This window comes from Phormidium yuhuli AB48 (genome assembly GCF_023983615.1).
Classification (GTDB): Bacteria; Cyanobacteriota; Cyanobacteriia; order Cyanobacteriales; family Geitlerinemataceae; genus Sodalinema; species Sodalinema yuhuli.
In genome coordinates, this window is sequence record NZ_CP098611.1 from 4529820 (window position 1) to 4549589 (window position 19770).

17 protein-coding genes are annotated in these 19770 nt (G+C 54.1%); 2 read left to right on the forward strand and 15 right to left on the reverse strand.

The window, feature by feature from the left end; genetic code table 11:
- Positions 1 to 5: 5 nt before the first annotated feature.
- Together NEA10_RS19550 and NEA10_RS19555 are read right to left on the reverse strand one after the other, a co-directional pair.
- Positions 6 to 3452 (reverse strand): CHAT domain-containing protein, encoded by a 3447-nt coding sequence (locus tag NEA10_RS19550; protein WP_252663017.1) that lies wholly within the window; start codon positions 3450 to 3452, stop codon positions 6 to 8.
- A gap of 199 nt (positions 3453 to 3651) precedes the next feature.
- Positions 3652 to 4194: a type III secretion system chaperone family protein gene (locus tag NEA10_RS19555; protein WP_252663018.1), complete on the reverse strand. Its 543-nt coding sequence runs from the start codon at positions 4192 to 4194 to the stop codon at positions 3652 to 3654.
- A gap of 400 nt (positions 4195 to 4594) precedes the next feature.
- Between NEA10_RS19555 and NEA10_RS19560 the strand changes: the two genes are divergently transcribed.
- Both NEA10_RS19560 and NEA10_RS19565 read left to right on the forward strand, forming a co-directional pair.
- The gene (locus tag NEA10_RS19560) at positions 4595 to 4888 is read left to right on the forward strand and encodes a nucleotidyltransferase family protein (RefSeq protein WP_252665411.1); all 294 of its coding nucleotides are present in this window, start codon (positions 4595 to 4597) and stop codon (positions 4886 to 4888) included.
- Positions 4885 to 5211, forward strand: a complete 327-nt coding sequence (locus NEA10_RS19565) for a HepT-like ribonuclease domain-containing protein (protein WP_252663019.1) — start codon at positions 4885 to 4887, stop codon at positions 5209 to 5211. Before NEA10_RS19560 ends, NEA10_RS19565 begins: the two co-directional genes overlap by 4 nt.
- A gap of 141 nt (positions 5212 to 5352) precedes the next feature.
- Here the strand turns inward: NEA10_RS19565 and NEA10_RS19570 are convergent, their stop codons facing one another.
- The 13 genes from NEA10_RS19570 to NEA10_RS19630 all read right to left on the reverse strand — a co-directional run bounded on the left by NEA10_RS19570 (position 5353) and on the right by NEA10_RS19630 (position 19727).
- Positions 5353 to 5892, reverse strand: a complete 540-nt coding sequence (locus tag NEA10_RS19570; RefSeq protein WP_252663020.1) for a hypothetical protein — start codon at positions 5890 to 5892, stop codon at positions 5353 to 5355.
- A gap of 309 nt (positions 5893 to 6201) precedes the next feature.
- Positions 6202 to 6414: a hypothetical protein gene (locus tag NEA10_RS19575; RefSeq protein WP_252663021.1), complete on the reverse strand. Its 213-nt coding sequence runs from the start codon at positions 6412 to 6414 to the stop codon at positions 6202 to 6204.
- Positions 6415 to 6692: 278 nt separating this feature from the next.
- Entirely contained in the window at positions 6693 to 8843 is a 2151-nt protein-coding gene (glyS, locus tag NEA10_RS19580; RefSeq protein ID WP_252663022.1) for a glycine--tRNA ligase subunit beta, read from the reverse strand.
- A gap of 85 nt (positions 8844 to 8928) precedes the next feature.
- Positions 8929 to 10038: a leucine-rich repeat domain-containing protein gene (locus NEA10_RS19585; protein WP_252663023.1), complete on the reverse strand. Its 1110-nt coding sequence runs from the start codon at positions 10036 to 10038 to the stop codon at positions 8929 to 8931.
- Positions 10039 to 10095: 57 nt separating this feature from the next.
- A complete protein-coding gene (locus NEA10_RS19590; protein WP_252663024.1) occupies positions 10096 to 11451 on the reverse strand; it encodes a UDP-N-acetylmuramoyl-tripeptide--D-alanyl-D-alanine ligase in 1356 nt (451 codons plus the stop codon).
- Between the two features lie 27 nt (positions 11452 to 11478).
- Positions 11479 to 11922, reverse strand: a complete 444-nt coding sequence (locus tag NEA10_RS19595; RefSeq protein WP_252663025.1) for a ribosomal maturation YjgA family protein — start codon at positions 11920 to 11922, stop codon at positions 11479 to 11481.
- Positions 11923 to 11962: 40 nt separating this feature from the next.
- A complete protein-coding gene (locus NEA10_RS19600; RefSeq protein ID WP_252663026.1) occupies positions 11963 to 12547 on the reverse strand; it encodes a molybdenum cofactor guanylyltransferase in 585 nt (194 codons plus the stop codon).
- Entirely contained in the window at positions 12537 to 13604 is a 1068-nt protein-coding gene (locus NEA10_RS19605; protein ID WP_252663027.1) for an anthranilate phosphoribosyltransferase family protein, read from the reverse strand. The genes NEA10_RS19600 and NEA10_RS19605 overlap by 11 nt, the downstream gene beginning before the upstream one ends.
- Positions 13605 to 13910: 306 nt before the next feature.
- Positions 13911 to 14198, reverse strand: a complete 288-nt coding sequence (locus NEA10_RS19610; protein WP_252663028.1) for a sll1863 family stress response protein — start codon at positions 14196 to 14198, stop codon at positions 13911 to 13913.
- A gap of 138 nt (positions 14199 to 14336) precedes the next feature.
- Entirely contained in the window at positions 14337 to 15269 is a 933-nt protein-coding gene (locus NEA10_RS19615; RefSeq protein WP_252663029.1) for a LysR family transcriptional regulator, read from the reverse strand.
- A 118-nt stretch (positions 15270 to 15387) separates the two neighbouring features.
- A complete protein-coding gene (locus tag NEA10_RS19620; RefSeq protein ID WP_252663030.1) occupies positions 15388 to 16986 on the reverse strand; it encodes an iron uptake porin in 1599 nt (532 codons plus the stop codon).
- A gap of 14 nt (positions 16987 to 17000) precedes the next feature.
- Positions 17001 to 17459, reverse strand: coding sequence for a nitrate reductase associated protein (locus NEA10_RS19625; RefSeq protein ID WP_252663031.1), 459 nt, complete (start codon positions 17457 to 17459; stop codon positions 17001 to 17003).
- Between the two features lie 51 nt (positions 17460 to 17510).
- Entirely contained in the window at positions 17511 to 19727 is a 2217-nt protein-coding gene (locus tag NEA10_RS19630; protein ID WP_252663032.1) for a molybdopterin oxidoreductase family protein, read from the reverse strand.
- Between the last annotated feature and the right edge of the window lie 43 nt (positions 19728 to 19770).

Sequence of the window (19770 nt, forward strand, 5' to 3'; positions counted from 1 at the left end):
GCAGTTTAGCTTAAGCCATAACAGCCTAAACCCGCCCAATGCACAGGATGCTCAAAAGGATGTGCCTCACGGCAATAGCGTTTAATCAGTCGCTCCCCATTCTGCAAGCCACGCACAGCCTTACGGTCATTCTGTAGCCGTCGCTGTTCTGACTTGAGATAGGTCTTGAGGAGTTTCCCATAGTGTTCCTCAAACACCTCCCCCGTCATCTCCCGCATCTCCTGCTGCGCCCGCTGCAACGCCACCACCCGAGACAAGCCCCGATGACGTTGCCGGTGATACAACCCCGACAACAGAGCCGCCGACAAATCATAAATCGACCATTGACTGGCAATCACCCCCCGCGCCCCCGCACAGAGAAAGCCCGTACTCACCGCCACCGGCTCATCCAAGATACTCTTGGGCAGAAATAACCCCGTCTCACAACAGGAGAGATACACCTCCTCCAACTGGGGGAAACGCCAAGCCGGAGAAAACAGTTGACTGACCGTAATCGTGCCATCACTGAGTTTTAACCCCGACTCCAGGGGATTATCCCAGCGACTTTGGGCGTGGTGACTGCTGACGAGGTAATTACTCCCCTCCAACAAGTGACGGTAAGCCCTCGTCTTCGCCTGGGCCCCAATCAGCCGCCGTTGCGACTCAATCTCAAACAATTGCGCCACCGTCATCCCCTCAAAGGAACTGAAGGGCAAATCATCCGTGGCATTTTCCACCGTTCCATAGCGGCGCTGACTCACCCCCTCCCGACGCTGACAGAAGCCGAGAACTTGCAGACTGGGGGCGTAGCGGAGGCGGAAGCGGTCCCCCAGATATCCCGACTTCAAGGGTAAAGCGGCGAAGGGGATTTGATGCAGAAACAGATGGGGAACCAACACCAGTTCCTCAATTCCTTGGAGATGGTCCTCGATGAGGTCGTCGAGGCGCAGCCGTTGTGCCAGTTCCTGGAGAGTGGCTGGCATTTGGGCAATCCATTGGGTTTTGTCCACGAGATAAAGGGCAGCCCAAGTCTCCGCGAGCCAGAGTTGCAGGGGTTTGAGTCCCGGTCCCTGGCAGGTGAAACAGTGGGGTTGGTCAGCATCAGCCCGCAGGATGAGGATATGGGTATCATTGCGAGTCGTGAAAAAGCTGACGAGGGCGGTGTTCTCAGACAGGAGGCGTTGAAATTCCTGGAGTTTGGGGGGCTGAACCTCTCGTAACCTGGCCACCACCTCATCGAGGTTACTGAGTTGGTCGAGAATAGCCTGTTTTTGCTGTTCCAGTTCCTGAATCTGCTGGGTGGCGGCGGTCATCACTGCCCGGACTTGACGGGAGAGCCGCTTTTTGGGGGGGGCGTCCGGGGACGATGGCTCCTCTGGAGTCTCCGTGGAGGTGGAGGCGACGTTCTGACGACGTTGAGCAATCTCTTGGTCCAGTTGGTCCAGTTGGTGCAGCCAGTCCTGAACGGCTGGGGGAATCTCCCCATTTTGGTAAAGGTCTGCGGTAGCCATCAAATCCACTAAACGCTTAGCCCGGAATCGTTCGACAATTTCCAGGGCGCTGCTGAAGTCCTGGAGATTGATGGCCGCTTGGATGGCATTTTCGTAGACGTAGATGGACTTCTGCACAATCTGCTGACGACGCTCTTCACTGAGGGCAAAACGGCGGGATTGTTCAATGGCTTCGATGGCAGTTTGGTATTGAGTTAACGCCTGTTGCCAGTTTCCTTCCCCAAATTCCAAGTTGCCCCAGTTGCGGGCGGTTTGTAGGCAGTCTAGGGGGAATAGTTGTGGCGTTGTGACTGTGAGGGCATTGTGATAGCAGGTGATCGCTTGTTGCAGGTTTTCGGCGCGATCGCCGGTGGGCAAGTCCTTGTAGGCATTCCCCAGGTTATTTTGGGTCATTGCCCAATCTAAGGGGGCGTTCTCGGGAGTCCAGATGCCCAGGGCGTTGGTATAGCAGCCGATGGCTTGTTGCAGGTTCTCGGTGTGATCGCCGGTGGGCAAGTTCGAGTAGGCATTCCCCAGGTTATTTTGGGTCATTGCCCAATCTAAGGGTGCGCCCTCGGGAGTCCAGATGCCCAGGGCGTTGGTATAGCAGCCGATGGCTTGTTGCAGGTTCTCGGTGCGATCTCCTGTGGGCAAGTCCTTGTAGGCATTCCCCAGGTTAGTTTGAGTCCCTGCCCATTGTAAGGGTGCGCTCTCAGGAGTCCAGAAGCGCAGGGCGTTCGTATAGCAGGTGATGCCTTGTTGCAGGTTCTCGGTGCGATCTCCTGTGGGCAAGTCCTTGTAGGCATTCCCCAGGTTAGTTTGGGTCATTGCCCATTGTAAGGGTGCGCTCTCAGGAGTCCAGAAGCGCAGGGCGTTCGTATAGCAGGTGATGGCTTGTTGCAGGTTCTCGGCGCGATCGCCGGTGGGCAAGTTCGAGTAGGCATTCCCCAGGTTAGTTTGGGTCCCTGCCCATTCTAAGGGTGTGCTCTCGGGAGTCCAGATGCGCAGGGCGTTCGTATAGCAGGTGATGGTTTGTTGCAGGTTCTCGGTGCGGTCACCCGTGGGTAAGTCCGAGTAGGCATTCCCCAGGTTAGTTTGGGTCCCTGCCCATTCTAAGGGTGCGCTCTCAGGAGTCCGGAAGCGCAGGGCATTGTGATAGCAGCGGATGGCTTGTTGCAGGTTCTCGGCGCGATCGCCGGTGGGCAAGTCCGAGTAGGCATTCCCCAGGTTATTTTGGGTTTGCGCCCATTTGTCGGGAAGGCGGTCATAAGGTCGGGCTTCGAGGACAATTTCATAGAGTAGAATCGCCATGGCGACATTCTGCTCTCGACCACCTCGGGGATAATTTTTCAGACTAACGGCGAGATTTCCAATCACCCCCACCAACTCATCCAGCATCTCTTGATTGACTGATTCCGCCGTCTGCTGAAGGAATTGTTGGGCCGCCTCGGCTAAGTTGGGGTCAACTCGTCCTCCCCGTTGATCCAATTCCCCATACACCGCCTCAGCGCCCCCGCTATCTTCGGCTTTCAGTAAAATAAGCAGAAGTTCCAGTGGGTAAGTCTTAGAGGCGACAGTCTCCGTCTGCAACACCCGTTGCACCTGTTCCCGTCCCTCTTGGGCAATCTGCAAACATCCCCGCAAGGTGCGCCAAAACTGCCGTGAACTGAGTTCCCCATCTTCCAGGGGCAAATCCGCTTGTACGCGCACTTCCCCATCCCTGGGGTCTCGTTGCCAGCGCACCAGTTTATAACGCCATCCCAGATGGAGTAGGCATTGCAACCCCCGTTCAGAGTGGGGATGGTCTGAGGGGAGGGTCAACAGTTGCGGCAGAACCATCTTGACAAATTTGCCATCTTCTTCTAAGGAAATGAAGACGGTCAACCCCTGCCGCTGTACTTGGAGTTGTTGTCGTTGAGTATCAGCCTGATAGTCCCAGTTTTGCTGTTCTAGAAACTGACAAAGTTGTTGAAATTGCATCATGATTGTTGCGCCAATGAAGGGTCATAAACTAAGGGAGAGGTTCCAAATCCCCTCCAGGGAGGGGTGCCCGTAGGGTGGGGTGGGTCTTCGGGGTGGTTGTCCTCAGGCCGAACACTGTGAACCCACCCCTAGCCCCTCCCAGGAGGGGAGAACCCACCCCTAGCCCCTCCCAGGAGGGGAGGAGACACCCGCTCTCTGGTCAAGTCTCTGGGTCACTCAACTGTTGCAATTGCGCCCCCAGTTCTCCGAGGAGTTCCTGGGGCAGCATCTCCCGTAACGCTGCCAGCAACTGGGCCTCGACTCCCACTCGTCCGGGGTCCTCTCCCGTGGCCAGCACCTGCTTCAGCCGCGTCATCCCCTCCTCCGTCAACTGAATCAACCCGGACAAGAGACGATTAAACTGTTTCTCGGTCACCTGACCATCTTCCACCGCCATTCCGGTACTGCTGCGCACTTCTCCATCACTGGGGTCATATTCCCAACGTAATAACTTGACCTCCCAGGCCATGGCTAACATGGTCTGAAAGGCAACTCCTTTATAATGATGGTCTTTGAGATACAGCAGTTCTGGGGCAAAGAGGCTGAGATACTCCCCCTCCTCCTGCACGGCAATCACAATCACAAATTGCTCGACCACATCGGAGTTCACGGCGGTTATGATGCGGTTCTTGTCGGCTTGCAGGTCATAGCGCCAGTCTCGATGGTCGAGAAACTGGGCAATTTGCTCGATTTGGATGGTCATCAGCGTCCCTCCTGGGTGGCGTTCTATCCCATTAACTCTGGGGAGGGAGGTTTTTATGCAAACTTGGAAAACTTTTTTTTGACAGACTTCTGATGTACCTGAGAGACCTGCGTGAGAGACCGAGTGTCTTCAAGACACCCGGTCTCTGATGTTTGAGCCATCCGGCGCACCTCCTCCTGTCATAGCTGAAGCGGTGAGGTCTTCTGGGAGGCGCCTATCGGACTCGGGAGACAGAGCCTCCCCAAGAGCATGACTTGGTTCCAGCCAAGTCACGAGGGAAGGGGGAAGGGGGGAAGCGTTTTAGGATAGTCTTTAAGATATCCGCCACCCTAACCTCTCAGGATAGGGTCTCACGTCTGAAGAGAGATACCCAAGAGAGACGACCGGGTTTGTCAAAATGATGACCTTCAACGAGTTAACCCCAACCCTAAGAGAACAGATTAAAGCGATCGCCGCCCAACATGGGGCTTTTAACGTGCGGGTTTTTGGCTCGGTTGCCCGCAATGAAGCGACTCCCCATAGTGACCTTGACCTGATCGTAGACTATGATATCGACCACATCAGTCCCTGGTTCCCCATCCGCCTCATCCAGGATTTAGAGAACTTACTGGGTGTCAAGGTTGATGTGGTCACCCCGAACGGACTCAAAGAGAGAATCCGCGAGGACGTGTTGCGGGAGGCGATCGCCCTATGAGAGATGACAGGGAACGCCTACTCGACATCCAAGAGGCGATTATTAAAATTGAAAAGTATGCAGTTCAAGGTAAACAAGAATTCTTGGCGAATGAGTTGATCCAAGGTTGGATACTTCTACAGTTACAAATTATTGGCGAGGCTGCCAGAGCGATGAAACGTCAGACTCATGAACAATATCCAGACATCAACTGGCAAGATATTATCGGCTTTCGCAACTTATTGGTGCATGAATATTTTAGGGTGGATTTAGAGATTGTCTGGACAATTGTCACGCAAGATTTACCAAGTTTAAAGCATAAAATTAATACTATTCTTCAATAATTGGGTCTTCAAAATATAGGGTGTGCATGACTTGGCTCCAGCCAAGTCACGAGGGAGGGGGAAAGGAAGAAAAGATGGGTCAAGATTGAGAGACCGAGTGTCTTCAAGACACCCGGTCTCTGATGTTTGAGCCATCCGACCCTAGAGATTCAGAGCCGCTTGAACTGCCTGCTTCTGAATGTGGAGGGACTTAGCCAGGAGGGTTTGAGTTTCTTGCAGATTGAGAAGCTGAGTGCGTTGTTGCTCAATGGCCGCTATCCCCAGGTAATAGCCATCTAACGCCATCTGCCAATCTCCCTGTTCAACTCCCAAGTCCCCCAAGGCGAGGGCCGTCTTGAGGCATTCTGCGGGGAAGGATTGGGGACGGAAAATCTCCAGGGCAATTCGGTAACAGGTCGCGGCCCAGACTCGGTTCTGGGAGGGGGACTCGGCTAATTGGGCGGGGTGTTGGTAGGCGTTGCCCAGATGATAGAGGGTTTGGCCATAGTCTTCTTGTGGCCAGGGTGGGTTATCTTTAGACTCCTTGATAACCTCCATCAGTTGGCCATTAAGCCATTGGGGGTGGCTGGCTAACTCCTGACAGAGGGCTGAGTCTCCTCCATCTTGATAGATGTGAATGAGGTGGTTGAGATGGTTCGGGGAGGGGTTTAGGGGTTGGATGGTCTGGAGTTGGGAAATCATAGGAAGAAGGCAAAAGGCAAGAGGCAAGAGGCAAAAGGCAAGAGGCAAAAGGCAAAAGGCAAAAGGCAACAGGCAGAAGCTGCTTTCCACCTGTTGATTCCTTCATGGGTTTGGTGAATCAACCCGGATAGGCGTTTGATTTGCCTCTACTTGATTAACGCTGGGGGGTCCGGGATTTAGGCAAGTTTGTGATTTGGCAGTCCCAAGGCTGTGGCGGGGGTGTTGACATGGGAAACTCACCGCCCTGAGGGGATGGGGCGGTGAGGGAACAGCCGGGGAGAGTCCCTGGATTGGGGACTCTGTGGGATTCTAGGCGGCGACCATTAGGTCGGAGAGGACGGTGAGTTGCTGAGGGGCTTCTCGCTCGATTTTTCCTTGGTCTACGGCGGACTGGAGTCGTTGTAATTCGGCTAAGTCGGTCGGGCTATAGGCGCGGTGGGTTAGGACTTGGTAGATGAGTCCTTCTGATGCGACGCTTAGGCACCCGGTTTGAAATGCGGATTCAACTAATGTGGAAATCATGTTTTGTTGACCCTGATGACACCCTTGATGGTCTCATTATGCCACTTGGGAGGTGTGGCACAGTTGATGTTGGTCTGGGTTGGTTGTGATACAAATCACTGACAGGGGGTGGGGATGGTGCTATGGGCTTTGGGAGAAATTCGGGTTTGGGGGGTGGGTTGGGGCGAGAAACCGGGTTTTTTGGAAAAACTCGGTTTCTGAGTGGTGGGGGGTGGTGGGTTGGGGCGAGAAACCGGGTTTCTGGGAGAAACTCGGTTTCTGAGTGGTGGGTGGGGGGGTTAGCCGTTTTTGACGATCGCCCCGAAGTCGGCTAAGACGCGGGCGTGGTTGCGCAGTAACCCCAGGAGGTTGAGACGGTTGGCTTTGATGGCTTCATCGTCGGCCATCACTAATACACTATTTTCGCCGTCGAAGAACTCCCGCACGGTGGGCGCAATCTCCACTAAGCCTTCAATCAGTTGGCTATAATTACGCTCCTCTTGGGCGGCTTCGGTACGCGGTAATAGCCCCAGTAAGGCGTCGTAAAATCCCTGTTCGGCGGGGGATTCAAATAAGTCTGGCTCGATGATGGTTTTGGGGTTCAATTCTTCGGTGGAGAGGGTTCCTTTTTTGGCTAACCGGGCGGAACGATTGACGATTTCGTAAATAATGTCTAGGGTTCCCTCTTGACGGATGTTTTGCAGAAATTCGGCGCGATCGCGGGTGTCTAAAACGTCGCTTAATGCCCGCTCGGTATAGTCGCGATCGCCTTCTCCTAAAACCCCATTCACTAAGTCATAGTCAATACCTCGGTCCTCTTGCAGGAGGGTTTGTAATCGTTGCAGGAAGAACTCTTGCAACTGTTGTAATAATTCGGGCGAGGCTTGGGGATGGGCGCGTTTGAACGTCTCAACTCCCTCTTGCAACAACTGATTGAGATTTAAGTCTAAGTCCGCCGCCCAGATGATATTGACCACCGCATTGGCGGCGCGACGGAGGGCAAAGGGGTCCGAGGAACCACTGGGTAATAAGCCGAGGCCAAAAATGCTGACGAGGGTATCGAGGCGATCGCTCAAACCCACCAGTTGCCCGGTTAGGGTCTGGGGTAAACTATCCTCCGCCCCCCGAGGTAAGTAATGTTCAAAAATGGCTCGACAAACCGCCTCATCTTCTCCACTCACTCGGGCGTATTTCTCTCCCATCACTCCTTGCAGTTCTGGGAACTCATAGACCATTTGACTGACTAAATCTGCCTTACAAAGATAGCAAGCTCGCTCAACCTTCGCCTGTTCTGCTTCACTTAAATTGAGGGCTTGACTCAGATTCTGGGCCACCGCTGTCAGGCGATTGACTTTATCTTCAACTGTACCTAAATCTTCTTGGAAGGTGATAGTTCCCAATTGAGGAACAAGCTGTTCTAGGGGCTGTTGACAGTCGGCTTTATAGAAAAACTCCCCATCAGCAAGTCGGGCCCGAATCACTCGTTCATTCCCGGCGGCGATGAGGTCAGATTTGGCGGGGTCGCCGTTGGAAATGGTGATAAAATACGGGAGAAGTTCCTGGGGATTCTCAGGGTTGAGAACGGAGAAGTAGCGTTGATGAGAGACCATCACGGTGGTGATGACTTCTGGGGGCAAAATGAGGAACTCCTCGTCAAATTTGCCCAGGACGGCGGTGGGATATTCCACCAATTGCACTACTTCCGCGAGGAGGTCTTCGGGGATATCGGCGGTTCCTCCCACCTCGGCGGCGCAGCGGTGAATCCCCTCGATGATGCTGTCGCGACGGCGTTGGGGAGTGACGTCGATAGAGGCGTTCTCTAGGGTCTCTAAGTAGTCGGCGGCGTTGGGGATGGAGACGGGGTCGGGATGGAGAACTCGATGACCCCTGGAGTGGCGATCGCTCCTGACCACATCCGACCCACTGGTTAGGGTCAGGGGTAAGACGGTATCATCGAGTAGAGCCACCAGCCAACGAATGGGACGGGGAAAGCGCAAGTCCCCATCGCCCCAACGCATAAACCGTTTCCCTTCGAGTTTGAGAATCCATTGGGGAATCAGTTCGGTCAAAAGGTCCGCTGTGGGCCGGCCGGAAATCTGTTTGCGGACAAAGACAAATTCTCCTTTCTCCGTATCGCGAATTTCTAAGTCCTCTAAGGAGACTTCTTGTTTGCGGGCGAATCCCTCGGCGGCTTTGGTGGGTTGTCCATCTTTGTAGGCGGCCCGGACTGGGGGCCCCTTGATGTCTTCGCTGCGATCGGGTTGTTGAGGGGGGAGGTTATGCAGCAGAACCGCTAAACGGCGCGGGGTTCCATAAATCTCCACCGCCGCAGGTTCGATGAACGCCTCGGTGAGAGAGGTGGGGATGCGATCGCGCCATTGGGCGATCGCCCCTTCAACGAAACTCGCAGGGAGTTCTTCGGTCCCGACTTCGAGGAGAAAGGTAGGCATTGTCAGCGAATCGTTAATCCTTAACAGTCAATCAGTGTACCCTGAGGAGGGCAACGTCTTCTAGGGACATCGACCAACTCCCCCGTCAGACGTCGGATTCAAATTGACAAATGGAGGGGTCCACGGGACAGGTGGAGGGGGTTACTGGGTTATCTCGCAAAATGACCCGCACTAGGGTGGTCATCTCCCTCAAGGGCGAAATGTCTAAAATCTCATTCCCCTCAAAATCAACCCAGTTGAGACTGGCGAGTTGAGGCAGACTGCTGATATCTTGTATTTCATTATCACGAATATACAATTCTGTCAAGGCATTTAAAGCAGCTAATGGCTCGATATTGCGAATCTGATTGCCACTGAGATACAACTCATTTAAACCGGTCATCCCTTGTAGACCATTGAGGTCAGAAATTTGATTGTAGTCCAGATGCAATTCATACATCTCGACTAGGGGCCCCAGGGGAGAAACATCTTCAATCTGATTCTGGTTGAGGGATAAGGTTTGCAGATTGACTAACCCCGTTAGGGAAGAAATATCCTCAATCTGATTCTCATTGAGAAATAAAAAGCGTAATTCCTCCAAGTTCTGGAGGGCAGAAATATCGTCAATGTTGTTTTGATTGAGGAATAAAACCCGTAAGTTCTCCAAATCCTGGAGGGGGGAAATATTTTCTATCTGATTGCGATCGAGGTTAAGAAGACGCAAATTCCCCAGAGATTCCAGGGGGGAGATATCCTCAATCTCATTGATACTCAAGAGGACTTCTTCTAATTGGGTCAACTCCTGCAAGGGGGAGATGTCCTCAATCTCATTGACACTTAAATCCAGGCGCGTTAGATGGGTCAGAGATGCTAGGGGCCGTAAATCGCTGAGGGATTGGGCGCTGAGGTTGAGGTCTTCCATCTCCTGTAAGCGCGTTTCCGCCTCCAGACAGTCTTGGCGATCGGCGCGACGTAACATCACCTCAAGAGTCCATTGGGTGGTCTCGGGAAGGCGATCGCGCTGCTGACACCAATCGGCGAACCGCTTAGGGGGGTCAACCGGGGAGGCGGGGGACGAGACGTCCGTGGGGGATGAGTCCCTGGAGAGTCCCATCGCCACGGGGGAGAGGTTCGCGGCTAGGCCAGCGGGGGTGAGATAGGAGAGGCTTGTCAGTCCCCAGGTGAGGAGTTGGCTTAGACGATTCACAGCAATCACGGTCTCGTTAGATAGGATAGGGAATGGATGGATGCTAGGAGTTGGCCGACCCTCAGCCTAGGCTTTTAGCTGTTGGATAATCCGATCTAGGGCCACGGAATGAGAGGCTTTGAACAAGACGCGATCGCCCTCCCGCAAGAACTCCCGCAGCCGCGAGGCGAGGGCTTCATGGGCCTGGGGCGTTTCCAGATTTTCGATATCCACAAAGGAAACCCCATGGGCCCCATCGGCCATGGCTTCGGCTTCTGGGAGTTCCGCTAAGACAAACAACGCATCTAAGTTCAGTTGCTTCACCCGTTCCCCCACCTGTCGGTGAAACTCTAGGGATTGTTCCCCCAACTCCTTCATGGTTCCTAACACGGCAATGCGACGCTGGCCCGGACTATCGGCTAATAAGTCCAAGGAGGCTAACATGGATTCGAGTCCGGCATTATAGGTTTCATCGAGAAAGACCACATCCCCCGGGAGAAGATGTTTCTGGGCCCGGCCATTGGGAATCGTCACCGCTAAACCATGATTGAGGCGATTGGTGTTGAGTCGCAGCAGACGGGCCACGGCGATCGCCGCTAGATAGTTGAGGGCGTTATGTCGGCCGGGAAGGGGGAGGGGATAGCGGACTCCTTCTAATTCTATGGTTTGGGAATCAATCAACTGGCCCTGTAAATCGCCGTTGGTTAAGCCAAAGGTGATCGTTTTCCCAGACCACACCTGGGCCGCCGTCTTCATCAGTAGGTCATCATCGGCATTGAGAACCGCACAGCCTGTTTGGGGCATTTCCGCCAAGAGTTCACATTTGGCCTGGGCGATCGCCTCTCGCGACCCCAACAAGCCAATATGGGCCGTTCCCACATTAGTAATCACCCCAATATCCGGGCGGGCAATATGGGTCAGTTCAGCAATTTGCCCTTTTCCCCGCATGGCCATTTCCACCACCGCATAGGTGTGATTTTCATTCAATTGCAGGAGGGTTTTAGGAACGCCGATTTCGTTATTGAAGTTGTCTTGGGTTTTCAGGACATTGCCATGAATCCCTAACACAGCGGCAATCAGTTCTTTCGTGGTGGTTTTGCCCACCGACCCCGTCACCCCAATCACCGGAACCGCGTGAGTATCCCGCCACCAGCGGCCCAAGCGTTGATAGGCCGCGAGAGTATCGGGGACAACGAGTTGGGGTAAGGTTTCATCGTCGAAGGGATGGTGAACTAAGACGGCGATCGCCCCCCGTTCCCGGGCCGTATAGACAAAATCATGACCATCAAAGCGTTCCCCCGGCAAGGCAATAAACAAATTCCCTGGACTCACCTGGCGCGTATCCGTACAAATCCCGGTACAAGCACGATTCAGAGAGTGGTCTGAACAGCCTTTTGGGGTAGCGGCAAGGACATGAGCAAGATGCTGGAGGAAAACGCGCATAATGGTGGCAATCTGGGGATGAAACGGCTAAAAACGATCGTAGCGCTTGGGGGTTAAGACCTTTCGTTGCAATTGGCGCAGGATGACCCAACCGATCATACAACCGATAAAGTAGTCGAGAAAGTCCCAGGGGTCGAAGGTGGTGCCGATGAGGAGACGGCCGATAAAGGTGGTGCGGATGGCTTCTAGGAGGGGATGTTGGGAGAGTTGGGAGAATTCCACCAGACTGGTGAGGAGGAAGACGATGAGGGCGATCGCCCCGGCGGCCAGTTCGGGAAAGATAAACCCCAGGAGAAACATCCCAAACATGACATAGAGAATCCCCCCGGCTGACCCCTCAACCCAACGTTCCCAGATTCCACTATAAAATTTTGTCCCAATTCCCAAGGGAATGGAGACCACCATGGCGATCGCCAGATAGCGACGGTAGTGGTTAATACGCCGTTGACGCGCGGTGCGGAATTTCCTCACGGTTTAGCCCAACAGAAGACCGGTTGAGGCGATGATAGCATTAGGGGGAAGGGAACAGGGAATTACAGTTATAAAGCATCTCCTCTTCGGCTTTTCCTAACGGGATTTGTACATGGGGAACCTGATCCAGCCAATTTTGGAACGATCGCCCTCCCTGGGCAATAAAGTTTTGTAATTGAGGTAAGACTTGGGGGCGGTAGAAGCCACAGAGGGGTTCCCAACCTTGGGGCGATCGCGCGACGGCCACCAAGTCTTCAGGGGTAGAGTTCTCTAAGTTCTCTAGCCATCGCTGCAAAATCTCGGGATTCAGAGAGGGTAAATCACAGCCTAACAGCCAAATCCAATCCACTTCGGCTGGGTTCGACTCCCGCAAAACTTGTTGTAGGGCCACTAAGGGACCCTCTCCGGGCTGTTCGTCGGCAAACCAGTGATACCCTGGGGGGAGAATCTCCTGATAGCGATCGCCCCAGGGGGTCATGATGCTGACCTCTCCGACCACCGCTGCTGCTACGTCATACACTCGCCGCAACAAGGGGACTCCCTGCCACAAAACGAGAGACTTATCCCGGCCCATGCGGCGACTCTGGCCCCCGGACAAAATTACGGCTTTTACGTTAACAGACATAATGACGTAACTCCTGAACTTTCGCCATCAAGCGCCCTTGACTGAGATTCTGTTCAGCCGTGGTTAACCCTTGCTGTAAACTCCCGCTAACGCCACATCGCCAGAGATAAAAGCCTAAGTTCCAGATGGCGGCTGGGGTTAACGGGGTGTTGTCTCCCCTAATGGTCTGTTGCAACATCTCGATATAGCCGGGTTCTGACTCTAAGGAAACATCACTCCCCCCTAAGTCATATTCAATCGGGTGTAAATGTAATCGTTCCCACTCGGGGTTGTGGTTATCCCCTTGGGCTTGCCCATATTGACCGATAATGGCAGGGCGGCTGCGGGGGAGGTCACAACTGCCTTCTAAGCCTTTGACGGTGGTAAAACAGGTCTGCTGGCGTAAGTTGAGGGCGGTTTGAAACAGGCCTTCGGTGGGGGGATGGACAAATCCGCAGACGAGGTGAACCTTGCCGTCATAGGGGGTCCACATGAGTTCCATGGTGGCAATGGGGGGACGTTTCCCCAGTTGATCTCGATAGGCCACTAGCTGTTCGGCGGCGGGGAAGAAGTTGGGTTGGTAGTAGAAGCTGAGTTGATGCTGACGCAGACTCTGGCTGAGGCGATCGCGGTCGAGTTTTGTCCAATCAACGCCTAATCCTTGCCAAATGTCAATTAGGGGCATTCCATATTTTGTGGGCATCCGGCCGCTACCGTGGGTGAGACAGGGGACTCCGTCTACCGCTAAGCCGAGGGCGGTGATGACGGTGACGGGGGCGGTGCGCGATCGCCCATCGTAGGGACAGCCTAACACCGTGACTAATTCCTCAATCGCTGGCAGTTTCTGGGCCTGGCGATCGCAGGCATCTAAAAACCCCGCCAGTTCCTCACCCCGGGGCCGTTGGATACGATGGGCAATTAAAAAGGCCCCGATTTGGGCGGGAGTGGCGTCTGAACTCAGCATCATCCCCATAGCTTGGGCGGCGTCTTCTCGACTGAGATTTTTTCCGGTGTGGGGGCCGCTACCCACAGCTTGAATGAAGGGACGAAAGTTATAACTCATGGTCACGAGTGCCATCTAGGGAGGGGGTGAAAACACCCATAGCAGTGGACAGGTATCAGGTGTTTTCTCTGTCTTGATCCATCACGCAACTGCTACAGGCTTATTGTTTCAGGGAGACTGACCTAAAATCAATCTTAGTATTCTACCGGTGCTGATGACTCATGCAGTTTCTGAATGACCCCCTAGCCTATCATTCTCCCGCCTCCATTATTGGCCGCAATTAAAGCCCCGCTTGAGACGAGTTAAATCTTAAACAAACGATACTTAAAACAACTCGTAAAACGGGACTTTCAGATATTGAGTTGTTAAATAGAGCCAGCGTTAATCAAACTTAGATTTTGCTTCTTCCACGGAGCTACTAAACTCATTCCAGGCATTTTGAAAGCCACTTTTTAGACTCGACCAAGCATCATCACTGGCAGATTTTAAATCAGAAAGACGTTTTTGCACGTCATCTCGCTTCGACTTTAGGGCATCAATTCGTTGATTGAGGTCATCTTTGGCATCTCTACTTGCCTTTTCAGCCCGGGCCTGGAGGTCATCAATTTTAGCCCCCCATTCCTGAAGCTGTTTTTCCATATTGCCTTGGTATTCTTTGCGATCTTCCATAAAAATGTCCTAAGGTAAATTGGTTTTAGTGACACTGGGCAAATGAAACCGGCTAAGGGGGTCTCATGCCGTCGTTTCCAGTGGAAACTGGCTCAATTATAACGAGTCTGCTTCAGAGGTTGCAATCCTGGGCAGATCTCATGGGGCAGGGTCGCCAAACATCTTAGCCACCAGGGGTGGCACTTTATCACAGACCAGTTGGAAGAATTCAGCGATGGGGGGAATCTCTAGGCGATCCTGAGTGGTGACGGCTACCACTTCCCGTTCCAAGGAGTGACATCCGGCATCTTGGGCAATGGGCCGCACCGCTAAGGTGTCATCGGCATCTAAGAGGGCAGATTTCGGTAAAATCGAAATCATTTTCCCCTGACGCACCATGCCGCGAAAGGCATCGAGGGTATTGAGTTCTAGAGCGGGATAGAACTGTTTTCCTAATTGGGCAAAGGTGTTTTGCACCAGGCGTTGCATCCCATAGCCATCTTTGAAGACCACATGGGGGTACTCGGCCAAGGCAGTCCAGGGAATTGCCTCATACTCAGTGAGGGGATGTCCGGCCGCCATCAGGACTTCCACCGTCTCCGTATAAAGCGATCGCACCACCATCTCAGAACTCAGGGTTAGACGGGGATTGTTCATGACAATAGCCACATCCACCAGGCCGTCCCGTAACACCTTAAGGGCGCGATCGCTCCCTAGGGAGGTCACCCGTAACTGCACCTGAGGACGACGGGAACAAAATTGCTGCAAAACTGGGGGTAAAAACTGGGCGCAGGCTGAATGAATGGCCGCCACACATAACTCCGTCTGTTTCCCTTCCGCAAGTTCCCGAATCTCCGTCACCGCATTGCGCCACTCGCGACAGATACGACTGGCATGGGGTAAAAAGCGATCGCCGGCCACGGTGAGGGTGGCCTTAGCCTGACGGTGTAACAAGGGAAGCCCCAACTCGGTTTCCAAAGCCTGCACCTGCCGACTCACCGTGGATTGGGTGACCTGACATAAACGGGCAGCTTTTTGAAAACTGCCCGTTTCCACAACGGCTAAAAAGGCCTCCACCTGTTCTAATCGCATTCAGCTCGTTCGTTAAATCTGCCCCATCCACTCTACAGAGAGAGGAACCCTGTAAAAAGTAAGCCTTGATACGGCAGAATTGGACTCATCCCCCTCAGCAGGAGATGAGTCTGTCCATCTAGAAGGAGAAGGTGGTCCGTAGGGTGCCAATAAACACGCCATCGTTGTCAGCATTTTGGTTCGGATTCACTAACCAGATGAAGCCGGGGGTGATGGAGATGTTCTCGGAGACTTGTAGCCGATAGAGGCCCTCAATATGCAAGGGCGTTTCATTTTGGAAGTTTTGCGTTCCCGGCACATCAATCCCCCCCAGATAGGGTTCTGATCCCACAATCAAGGCCCCAAAGTTCCCCGGGAGTAGTAAATCAGGGAAGCTGAGGGTCAGGGCGTAGTTCCAGATTTCCGCATCCCCTAAACCAATCAAGCGGGCATTCGTGAAGCCCCCCCAAGCGCCAATGCGGAATTGAGGGGAGAGATCCCACAGCATTTCTAGCCCATAGTGGTTACTAGAAACCGGCGTTGTCAGTTGGTCTTGGGAGAGACTGGAACTGGCGGCTAGGGCGGCGGGGGAGAGGTTGCTGAGTTGGGTTCCGGTTCCCCCAAAGCCAAAACGCCGTCCTTGGGAGACGTCATAGGCGTGAATATAGGTCAGGCCAAATTTGAAGCGATCGCTCGGTTCCACCACCAACTGCCCCAGGGCGGAATAGTTGCCATTGAATAGGCCCGCCCCCTCGCTGGGATTGTTGCCCCCCCGGGCGACATAGCCCAGAGACAGTTCCAGGTTGTCGCCGAGACGTTGCCGCAAGCCGAGGCCAACGCCCCCTAGGCCACTGCGATAAATGGGGTTGCGTTCGCCAAAGCGGGATAAGGCCCCACCAGCGCCCCCGCCGGCTTCTAAGCCGGGGTTGAAGGTGTCACTATAGAATTGGTGTCCGCCAGCGTTGGCCATAATCGTCACTTGCAGATTGTCCGTGGCCGGGAAGACATAGTGCAAGCGATTTAAGTCCAGGCTGTTGTCGGTATCGCCGTCAAAGGCAAATCGGCCTTCGTTGGTGTTGATTTGGTCAGCGAAGCCATTGCCTAGATTTCCGAATTGCAAGCGGGTATGGAGGCGATCGCGTCCGGTGAAACTGGTGACCAGGTTCAGTCGTCCCCGACTGGCAAAGATGGTTTGGGCATCGTTGCTATTGCTAGAGATGCCATCTCCTCCCCAAGCATCGGCCAAGACAAAGGCCACTTCCCCTTGCAGGATACTGGTGGTGGAGAACTGATTGGCTTCGAGTTCTGAGGTGCGGGCTTCAAGGCGATCGGTCCGTCCCCGTAGGGTGGACAATTCGGCGGCAAACTCCTCTTGTAAGCGACGAATGGTTAACAAGTCTCCACTGTCAACGGCATCACCTCCGTCAATGAGGGCAATAATCTGATCCAAACAGGCGTTTAAACCGGCGGCGAACTCGTAGCGAGTCATGAAATTGTTGCCGCGAAAGGTGCCATCGGGATAACCGGCAATACAACCATAGCGTTCCACTAGGGATTGCAAGGCCTGGAAGGCCCAATCCGTGGGTTGGACATCGGATAACTGGGACACCGAGGTGACTTGGGCCAACTGCTGGGGGTCTCCAGAGGTCGTGGGGGCGCTGTTTAGGGGCAGGGCGGTTCCTAGGAGAACGGTTACGCCTCCGATGGGGCCGATAGCGCTCAAGATGGAATGGGTCATTAGGGTTAAACTCCTCACACTAGCCCGAACTCTTGGAGTGCGGGGTAAAAATTACGGTTTTCGTGACTGGGGCGACTGAGTTTGATGAGTGCGAACCGTTGCAGGGGAGTCAGGGCCGCCCATTGGCGATCGCTGATGCTAACATCAAGCGATCGCCCCTTCTCCCGCACTGTCCCTGGAACCCGCTCCCCCAACCAAGGAGGGTCCGGGTCCAGGGCCAGGTCTTTGGGAGTCTCCCCCGTGCGATCGCGCACCCATTGGCGCAAGTGTCGTCGATAATCGGCGATCTGCTCGATGGTTGCACAGGGCATCTCTACGAGCCCTTGTCGTTCTTCATCCTCTAACTGATGCCAATGGTGCAGTTTGAGCTTCACGCCACAGGTATCGAGTTTATAGCGAACTTGCATGGGGATACAGCGCAGGGACTCGACAAAGTCCGCCTCGAATTGAAAAAATGTTGGGGTTACCGGCATGATGTCTCGCTGGCTTGAGTGGTAGGGATGGAGGAGTCTGGAGCCCATGTCCTAACCCTCTGTAGCCCCGATCGGGGACAATTCTGAGGTGGAGGCTTGGGCCTGGGATGCCTCAACCTCACCGTCGAGAGGAGATAACTGAACAGCACAGGCTTTGAGTTCCGGTTGCCGGGAATCGGGACAGGCTTCGGGATGGGTTAGGGCGTTGGCTTGGGAATTGTCAGCCCAGAGGAAGCCCCAGTGCATGGGGACAAACAGGGTTCCCGGGGCGATCGCTTTCGTCACCTGGGCTTTAAATTTCCCCTCACCCCGCCGCGATCGAATCATCACCCACATACCATCGAGAACTTCCAATTTCTTCGCATCTCGGGGATGAATCTCAATGAACGGATGGGGATGCTTCTTGGTAATTTTAGGAATGCGCCCGGTGCGAGTTTGGGTATGCCAATGTTCATAAACCCGTCCTGTGGTTAGGACAAAGGGATAATCGGGGTCAGGGGCCTCGGCCAACCCCCGACTATGGACGGCACAGAAGCGGGCCCGACCATCCTCCGTCGGAAAGCGCAAGTCCTCATAGAGTCGTTTGTCATAGCACCCCGCCTCAGCCTCGTCAGCTCCCTCGGGATGGGGCCATTGAACGGTCTGCTTTTGCAACAGATCATACGTGATGCCCGACATATCACAGGTACGTGATTTTGTCAAGGCAACGAATTCCCGATGTACAGCGGCTGAGTCCGAGAACTGGAACTGCGTTTCAAACCCCAGTCGTCGTCCCACCTCGGCAAAGATTTCCCAATCGGGGCGAGCTTCCCCCGGGGCATCACGGAACTTTGAACAGAGGGTCACCACCCGTTCTGAGTTGGTCATCGTTCCCGTTTTCTCCCCCCATTGGGCTGCCGGCAGGAGAACATGGGCATAGTCGGCGGTTTCCGTGGGGTAATAGGCATCTTGATAGACCGTAAAGGGGGAGCGTCGTAGGGCAGCCTTAGTCCGTTCAATATCGGGCATACTCACGGCTGGATTGGTTGCAGCCACCCAAAGCAATTGCACTTGGCCAGCTTCGAGTCCCAGGATCATGTCCCAAGCCGTTAAGCCGGGGATAGCATCGATTTGTCCGGGGGGAAGTTGCCAATGGCGTTCCACCTCGGCCCGATGTTGGGGATTTTTCACGGTCCGATACCCAGGCAAGAGATGGGCTAAGCCCCCAGCTTCCCGTCCTCCCATGGCATTGGGTTGTCCGGTTAGGGAGAAAGGGCCTGCCCCCGGCTTGCCAATGGAACCGGTCATCAGATGTAGGTTAATGAGCGATCGCACCTTGGCCGTCCCCTCGGAAGACTGATTTAAGCCCATAGACCACATCGACAGGACTCGCTCGTTCTCCGCCCAATAGCGGGCCGCCAGTTCCAATTCATCCAAACGGATGTCACAACGACGGGCTACTAATTCTGGGGGGTAACTCTCCAGGATTTGGGTATATTCGGGAAAGCCACGGGTACAATCCTCAATAAACAGAGAGTCCAAGGCTTGCCAACGCAACAGGAGATGGCCAATGCCATGTAACAAATCAATATCAGTTCCGGGGCGAATAGCCAGATGTAAATCGGCGGCTTTGGCAGTGGAGGTTTCCCGAGGGTCAACCACGACCAGTTTCACCTTGCGATTTTTCTTGTGATACTCCCGCAGTCGGTTAAAGACGATGGGATGACATTCCGCCGCATTAGTGCCAATGAGAAAGGCGCAATCGGTTTGTTCCAAATCGTCATAGCAACAGGGAGGGCCATCGGAACCAAAACTCTGGAGATATCCTGCCACCGCTGAGGACATACAAAGACGAGAGTTAGCATCGAAGTTATTGGTTCCCAAACAGCCTTTCATCAGCTTTTGGGCGATGTAATAATCCTCCGTTTGGAACTGGCCTGAGCCATACATACAAATGCTATGACGTCCATAGGCAGAGCGAATTGAGCGGATGCGGTTGGCAATGCGATCAAGGGCCTCGTCCCAACTCACCTGCCGAAATGGCTCATCCAGGGTGTCTCGCATCATGGGATATTTGAGCCGGCTTTTGTCCAGGGATTCTGCAACGGTAGCACCCTTAACGCAAACCCGACCGCGACTTGAGGGATGTTGGCGATCGCCCCGAACTCGCCAGGTTGGTGTTCCGGCGTCATCCCGATAGGTGGCTTTCCCCGGTAAGGCCGGCGGTTGAACTTCTAGGCCGCAGCCGACACCACAATAGGGGCAAAGGGTTTTTGTCGGCGTTGTCATGATCTCATCCTCCAATGACCAATTCCCATTCAGAAAAATTCCT